We start from the raw sequence: 6616 nt of genomic DNA on the forward strand, positions 1-6616 counted from the left end.
ACTGCGGACGAAGACCATCAGAACGGGTCCAACTGTCTCGATTCGAAAGCCAGCGCGGTGCGCGTGCTCCGCTCACCGGGTTCGATCCAGTCCAGCGAGCACCCTCAGCAACCGGTCGCTCGATCGAAGCTGCGAGGCGCGTGCATTGCAGCACCATGACCCGGCGACGTCACCGCACATGGCGCTACCGCGGATGCGTGAACCCGACGCCGTTATTGCGCAGCCAGTTTCCGCGCCAGCACCGTGCGCCACCGGCCGCCGCGCCCGTCGATGGTGTCGTCCCATGCGACCGAGCACCCGGCCTGCGCGAGATGCGCATCGAGCGCGGCCGGCGTCCATCGCACCACCACATAGTCGCCATCAGCGCCGTGCTCCTGGTCCTCGCCATCGCCCTCCGGATACATCAGCAGCAGCGGGCTGCCCGGATCCAGTGCATCCACCAGCATGCGCAGCGCCCCGCCCAGCTCCGCGCGCTCGAAATGCTGCAGCACGCAGAGCATCATCGCGCCGCCGTAGCGCGCGGTGATCGGATCCGACAGCAGGTCGAGACGATCGCAGCGCTTGCCGCGCGCCGCCTGCAGCGTGCAGAAGCCGTCGGTCACGTCGGTGCGATGCACCGCGATGCCCAGCGCCTCGAGCGCATCGGCATCCCAGCCCGGACCCGAGCCGATCTCCAGCACGCGCGCGCCGGGCGCGACCGCCGCGGCCAGTCGCCGAAGCGCGTCGGCACTGGCCGATGGCCTGCCCGCCACCGTGTCCACGTACTCACGCGCGGAGCGCTCGTACGCCGCGACAGTGCGCCGGTTGTTGCTGCGGGCCTTTTCCGACATCAGCGGGTCTCCACCAGACTCGGCGGCGCATCGTGTGCCAACCCTCGGGAACTGACCTTAGCGTCGCTCTTGTCCTCAAGCGCGTGTCGCCGGCCCGCACGCTCAACAGCGCCAGGCGCACGTGCCTGGGCGCCGCCGTTTGAATCAATTCTCGCGCTTTGCCGAGGCGCGGCTTTCCGCGAACTCCGGAAAGGTCTCCGCCATCGAGTCCTTGTCCGGCAGGATGTAGAACACGCCGCCCTTCTCGAACGTCGAGCGGACGACTTCCTCGTAGAACGCAGTCGCGACGTTGATGCAGCCGTGGGTGACACGGTTGTCGTCCGGCGTCGGCGATGCCAGGCGTTCGTCGCGTCGCTCGGCTGGAAGGCCAGCGGCAGTGGGATGCAGCGAGACCGCCGAATCGTAGTCCACCCAGAGCACACGTCCGGCGTCGATCGATGGCCCATAGCCGCCCACGAAGCGACCGGCAGGCGTGGTGCGATCCCGCCCCGGAATCTCGCGCAGCGCAAGACCGGCAATGCCGGGCGCCGCATGGTCGCCGACCGCAGAACCGAACAGCCCGGGCGCTGCGCCTCGCAGCTTGCCGTCGCCGCCGAACACCAGCACCTGCGCAGCGGCCTTGTCGATCACCGCGAACGGGTAACCGTGGTTGTCATTGGCCGCGATGACCCAGCCCGCAAGTTCGATCACCGTGTCGGACACGTCCTGTCCGGGCGGAAGCTGGTCGACCGAAGCGACCGGTGGCGTCGCGGGCTCCTCGGCCATGGCCACGCCCACGCTGGCGGATGCCAACGCGAGCAGCAGCGCACCGTGGAAAACCCGCATCGCAGCGTGTGGGGACCTGGCGATGGGAACACTCCTCGAAAAAACGGGTGACACACCGGGACCCGTGGCCCGCAGGCCAGCGGGTCCCGGTCCGATCAGATCAACCGCGCGGCGTACGACGCGGCGCCGTTTCCAGCTGCTGGACGCGACGTTCCATCTGATCCAGGCGCTGGTTGGCCTGCGTCGCCGACTGGTTGGCGGATTCCGCGCTCTGGGCCGCACCCTGTACCCGCGAGTCGAGGGTATCGAGGCGCGTATCGATGCGTGCGAAGTCGTCCTTGTAGGTGGCACAGCCACCGAGCCCCACGGCCGCGACCAGCGCCACGCCGACCATTTGTGCCGTCTTCTTATGCTGTTGGATGAGCGACATTTCAGTTCTCCTGCTTCGGGGGAGTCCGGAATATAGCGGCGTTTTTGCCGCGGTTTCCGTGCGTCTTCAGGCGAAATTGGAGTACGTGGAGGACATGTGAAATTCGCCTGATGACTGACCTAGGGCGTCCCCTAGATGCCGGAAATAACGCGTTGTGCTGCGTCTTTCGGACAGGAAAGCGAATGGGGTCATTCTCTCTTCCCCCGAAGCTTCGATCATTCGACCGGCCAGCCCGCTGCAGATGCCACCGATACGCGCGCCGCGTCCCGAGCGGCACGCGACATCCTGCAGAACGGTGCCAGGTTCACTTTCCCGCAACAGCAGCGCGCCTGGGGGCCGCGACGACGTCGCGCCATGGTCGAGGCCAAGACCAAAAGCGTTGCGGGCGCCAGCCCGGTGCATCGTCCCGCAACACTCGGAAAGTGAACCTGGCACCGTTGTTTGCCATCATGACCAGCACCGCCAGAGCACACACATCGGATGCGCCAGTGAACACTTCCGTTCCCAACTGCGGCCTCGACGTCGCACTGGCGGTGATGGGCGGCAAGTGGAAGCCGCTGATCCTCTACCACCTGCAGCACAATGCCCAAAGATTCGGAGAACTCCGGCGGCTGATCCCGCGGATCAGCGAGAAAGTGCTGATCCAGCAGTTGCGTGAACTGGTCGACACGGGCGTCCTCGTACGCCACGACTACCGCGAGGTGCCGCCGAAGGTCGACTATGCGGTGACGCCGTTCGGCCGGACGCTGGTCGAGGCGTTGATGCCGCTGTGCAACTGGGGCACGGCGCATCGGGCCGAGTTCGAGGCGGTGCGAACCCGGCAGTCCGGCATGGACGACTGAGCCGCTGACCTCTTGGCCCAGTCAGGCGCATCAACGCGCGGCAGCCAGACCGTCCAGTGCGGAGCAAGCTGCATGCGAAATCGGCGCGTCAGCCCACAGATGGGGGGCTCGCGCAACCATCGCTCAACTTTTCAGGAAGGCGACGAGACTGTTGTAGCAGTGGAAGGACTTGACCTTGCCATCCTCGAGCTGCCAGACGTCACAGCACCGCACATCGAACGTCTTACCCGTCGCGCGCAGAATGCCGTCAGGGAGCGGAAGATCACCACGATGCGTACCTTGCAACCTGAGTTCGACCACGACCGTGCCCGCGTCATCGGAGACGAATCGCAGTAGCTCGCGGTGAATGTCGGGATAGGCAGAGATCAGACCGGTCACTGGTTCCCGCACGTTCGGCCCGATCCATTGCTGTCCTGACGGCACATCCAGGAAATACCCATCGCTCGCGAAAAGCGAGACGAATCGATCCGCATCGAGGCTTGCGGGCTCGGCGACGCGATAGAGCTCCCGCACGATGCCTTCATCGGTCCCTCCATCGGTCGGCGGCACGCGTGCTTGTACGACTTGCACCAGGGGCATCGCAGCAAGGGCAGCGAGGCCGGTCATAAACGATCGGCGGCTTGAGACTTTCATTCGATTTCTCCACGCCGAGAAGCGGCTCGCTCGCACGTTAAAATCTACGAGTCGGAGCGTCCAGTACCTACCTGTTGGTAAGTGCATCGATGCGTCGAGCGACCGCGGCAACGCTAGTTGTCGATCCGCGCGTCCAGAGATTGCATCATCGAACCACTGCTCGGCCGCGCGGCCATGCGCGCCAGCCATGCGGCCACGTTGGGACGTTGCGGCGCGTCGATCCAGGGAATCTCGCCGGTCGCGATGTTTGCGCCCATGAAGCCATAGAGCAGGATGTCGGCCATCGTCACGTCATCGCAGGCGATGAAGCGACGGCCCTCGAGATCACGCTCCAGCTGGTTGAGGCCCTGGTCGGCCAGCAGTCGATGCGAGCGCTGGGCTTCGGGCATCAGGATGCGATGGCCGCGATACGCGCGCTCCGCGGCCTCGGTGCCGCGCCACCACGACACGAACGGCAGCACGATTTCCAGATAGACCCGCCGCGTCCACATATGGATAACCGCACGTTCCTCCGGCGTGTCGCCGAACAGGCGCCGGCCGCCGTGTGCGATCTCGTCGAAGTAGCCGCAGATCGCGGTGATCTCGGTAATGATCGTCCCGTCGTCGAGTCGCAGTGCAGGCACCTCGCCGCGCGCGTTGACGTGTCGCAGGTAGGCGGGGCGGCGGTTCTCGAGGCCCACGAGATCGATCGTTTCCACATCGAACTGCAAGCCTTGCCGCTCATGCACGAACAGTCGAACCACAACCGGGTTCGGCCCCGGCGCGTTGGCATCGTAAAGGATCATTGCGTTCTCCATCGGCAGACAGGTCGTGAAAGATGGTGGTGGCACGCTGCAACGCAGTCACGACAGCCCACCGTCACGCACCAACAATCGCACGCCCCTTCGACACCCAGGATGGGCAGACGGGTCATAAGCTGCACGGCGCCCGGCGCAGAACCGCAAAAATCCGAATGCGGTTCCGCATGCGATCGGACTCCTGCTGCGTGAGCAACGGGCATCCATAGAGTCCTGACGCTGCCGCCCTGCCGCCCCGCACTAGCGAGCAAGCCGGATTTCCACTGGAACGTGCGCTCAGACCGGATGCCACCGGCCGGCGTATCAAGCCAGCCGTATCCGAGTTACGCCGCACCGGCTGCAATTGCATCCGCAAGCGTCGGGAACAGCGGCCGGAAACCCAGTGCATCGCGAATGCGGTGCCCGTCGAGGACTGCGGCGAAGGCCCGCGCGCGCTCGGGGTCGGTGCCGTCGGGCGGCGGCTCGCCTACCGAAGCGAACAGCGTGGCCAGGTCGGGCGTGGCGTCATCCACCACGTTGTAGATGCGGTGCGCGGGCGACGGTGTGTCCAGCCAGCGGATCACGGCCTGCGCCACATCCGCGTGGTGGCCGATGGACATGCGTTGCGTCGGCGGGAAGCTGCGCATGAATGGCACCACGTCCTGGATGTGTGGGTCGCCGTCGCCGTAGACGAACGGCAGACGCAGGATGCCGACATCCAGACCGTCGACCTCCAGCAGCATCCGCTCGGCCGCCAGCTTGCTCTGCGGATACGCATCCACCGGCGCGCACGCGTCGTCCTCATGCGCAAGCGCCCCGCCGTTGGGGCCGTAGACCAGGCCCGTACTCATGAAGAGGAATCGCGGCACCGACGCATCGCGGGCGCGCAGTGCCAGATATCGGGTGCCACGCTCGTTGACCGCATGTGCTTCCTCGGGCGTCGCCCCGCGGAAGAACGCAGCGCAATGCACCACCACGTCCACACCGGCCACTGCCGCCGTCAATGAGTCCGCCTCCAACAGATCGCCGGTCACCAGCGTGATGCCCTGCCCGGTGAGCGCCGCTGCACGTGACGGGTCACGCACCAGGGCACGCACGTTGTGTCCGTGAGCCACCAGCCGCTTTGCAAGGCGGCTCCCTACTTTTCCGGTCGCGCCGGTCATCAGAATGTTCATGGAACGCACGATAGAGCGCGTGCGCATCACGGCATTGGAGAAAACGGCCATCCGCCGCCAGGTTGCGGAATCGCCGAATCGATGCCGACAATGCCCCCATGCTTCCGCGCCCTGCATCGCTTACCCATCGCGGCGCCCTCCCCGCTGTAGGCGAGTTGCGTCCCATCCTCGCGATGACGGCGCGTCACTTCCGGCACGACATGCAGCGGGTCGCCGTGCCGCATGTCGAAGCGCAGCTGGTCGTGCGCTTCGGGCCGACGATTCCGGGCGGGCTCGACATCCATGCGATGGGCGTGCGCCCGACGGTCCAGCGGAAGTTCATTCGCGGCGGACAACACGCGGTGCTCGCCCGGCTGCAACCGGGCACCTACGAACGCGCGCTCGGCATCTCCGCCAGCGAGTTGACCGGGCGCATGGTTCCGCTCGAAGACCTGTGGACACGCGCGACGGTACAAGCGCTGCAGGAACAGCTCGCCAGCGCCGCCGATGCCAACGCCGCATGTGGCCTGTTGGACGCCGCGGTTTCGACCTACGCCGCGCGCAACAGCGCTGCACGTGCTGCGTCTCCACTGCTGCACGTGGCACTTGAACAGCTGCAGGTTTCCGGCGTCACCCAGACCGCGCGAACGCTGGGCATCAGCGAACGGCAGCTGCGCCGGATCCTGCACGACGCGCTGGGCATCGGCCCCAAGACATTTTCCCGACTGATGCGGTTCGAACACGCGGTGCGGGCAGCGCAGTCGGCACGCGAGGTCAACTGGTCCAACATCGCGGTGGACGCGGGCTATTACGACCAGGCGCACCTGATCGCCGATTTCCACGCCATCGCGGGCAACACCCCGCGGATGCTGATGACCGAATTGATGCAGAGCTAGGGATGCTCTGAACAAGTCCCTCTTGCTCGTCATTCCCGCGGTTCCCAACAGCCGAACGGCTGGTCAAGCGAGAATGACGGACTTGTTCAGAGGATGCCTGGAAGCGCGCAGGCAAGTACATCAGCCCGCGTCGTTATTCCCAATGCGAGATGCACCCCGCAGCACGCGTCAGCGCAACTGCGGGCAGAACGGTGTCAGGTTCTAAGGTTTCCCCACGTTTTCATGGCGTCAGCGCCATCTGATCGAGGACTTCTGGCGGCAGTGATCGCATGCGCTCCAGCCATCTGGAG

General features: G+C 65.7%; 8 protein-coding genes. 2 read left to right on the forward strand and 6 right to left on the reverse strand.

What is annotated here, in order from left to right; genetic code table 11:
• Positions 1 to 212: 212 nt before the first annotated feature.
• The 3 genes from J2W68_RS16825 to J2W68_RS16835 form a co-directional block, all read right to left on the reverse strand.
• Entirely contained in the window at positions 213 to 830 is a 618-nt protein-coding gene (locus J2W68_RS16825; RefSeq protein ID WP_310238241.1) for a methyltransferase domain-containing protein, read from the reverse strand.
• Positions 831 to 974: 144 nt separating this feature from the next.
• Positions 975 to 1655, reverse strand: coding sequence for a hypothetical protein (locus J2W68_RS16830; protein ID WP_345784587.1), 681 nt, complete (start codon positions 1653 to 1655; stop codon positions 975 to 977).
• A 100-nt stretch (positions 1656 to 1755) separates the two neighbouring features.
• Positions 1756 to 2025 (reverse strand): hypothetical protein, encoded by a 270-nt coding sequence (locus J2W68_RS16835; RefSeq protein ID WP_159681921.1) that lies wholly within the window; start codon positions 2023 to 2025, stop codon positions 1756 to 1758.
• Between the two features lie 488 nt (positions 2026 to 2513).
• Between J2W68_RS16835 and J2W68_RS16840 the strand changes: the two genes are divergently transcribed.
• A complete protein-coding gene (locus J2W68_RS16840) occupies positions 2514 to 2867 on the forward strand; it encodes a winged helix-turn-helix transcriptional regulator (RefSeq protein WP_310238245.1) in 354 nt (117 codons plus the stop codon).
• Positions 2868 to 2990: 123 nt separating this feature from the next.
• Here J2W68_RS16840 and J2W68_RS16845 read toward each other — a convergent pair whose 3' ends face one another.
• From J2W68_RS16845 to J2W68_RS16855, 3 genes are all read right to left on the reverse strand, one after another.
• A complete protein-coding gene (locus J2W68_RS16845; RefSeq protein ID WP_310238248.1) occupies positions 2991 to 3500 on the reverse strand; it encodes a nuclear transport factor 2 family protein in 510 nt (169 codons plus the stop codon).
• Positions 3501 to 3613: 113 nt separating this feature from the next.
• Positions 3614 to 4285, reverse strand: coding sequence for a glutathione S-transferase family protein (locus J2W68_RS16850; protein ID WP_310238251.1), 672 nt, complete (start codon positions 4283 to 4285; stop codon positions 3614 to 3616).
• A gap of 335 nt (positions 4286 to 4620) precedes the next feature.
• On the reverse strand, positions 4621 to 5568 hold the full coding sequence (locus J2W68_RS16855) for an NAD-dependent epimerase/dehydratase family protein (protein WP_310238254.1): 948 nt from the start codon (positions 5566 to 5568) through the stop codon (positions 4621 to 4623).
• Between J2W68_RS16855 and J2W68_RS16860 the strand changes: the two genes are divergently transcribed.
• Complete coding sequence (locus tag J2W68_RS16860) at positions 5550 to 6326, forward strand: AraC family transcriptional regulator (protein WP_310238256.1); 777 nt, start codon at positions 5550 to 5552, stop codon at positions 6324 to 6326. The genes J2W68_RS16855 and J2W68_RS16860 overlap by 19 nt on opposite strands.
• The last annotated feature ends 290 nt before the right edge of the window (positions 6327 to 6616 follow it).

Origin of the sequence: Luteimonas terrae, from assembly GCF_031457535.1 — a bacterium.
In the GTDB taxonomy this organism is placed as follows: domain Bacteria; phylum Pseudomonadota; class Gammaproteobacteria; order Xanthomonadales; family Xanthomonadaceae; genus Luteimonas; species Luteimonas terrae_A.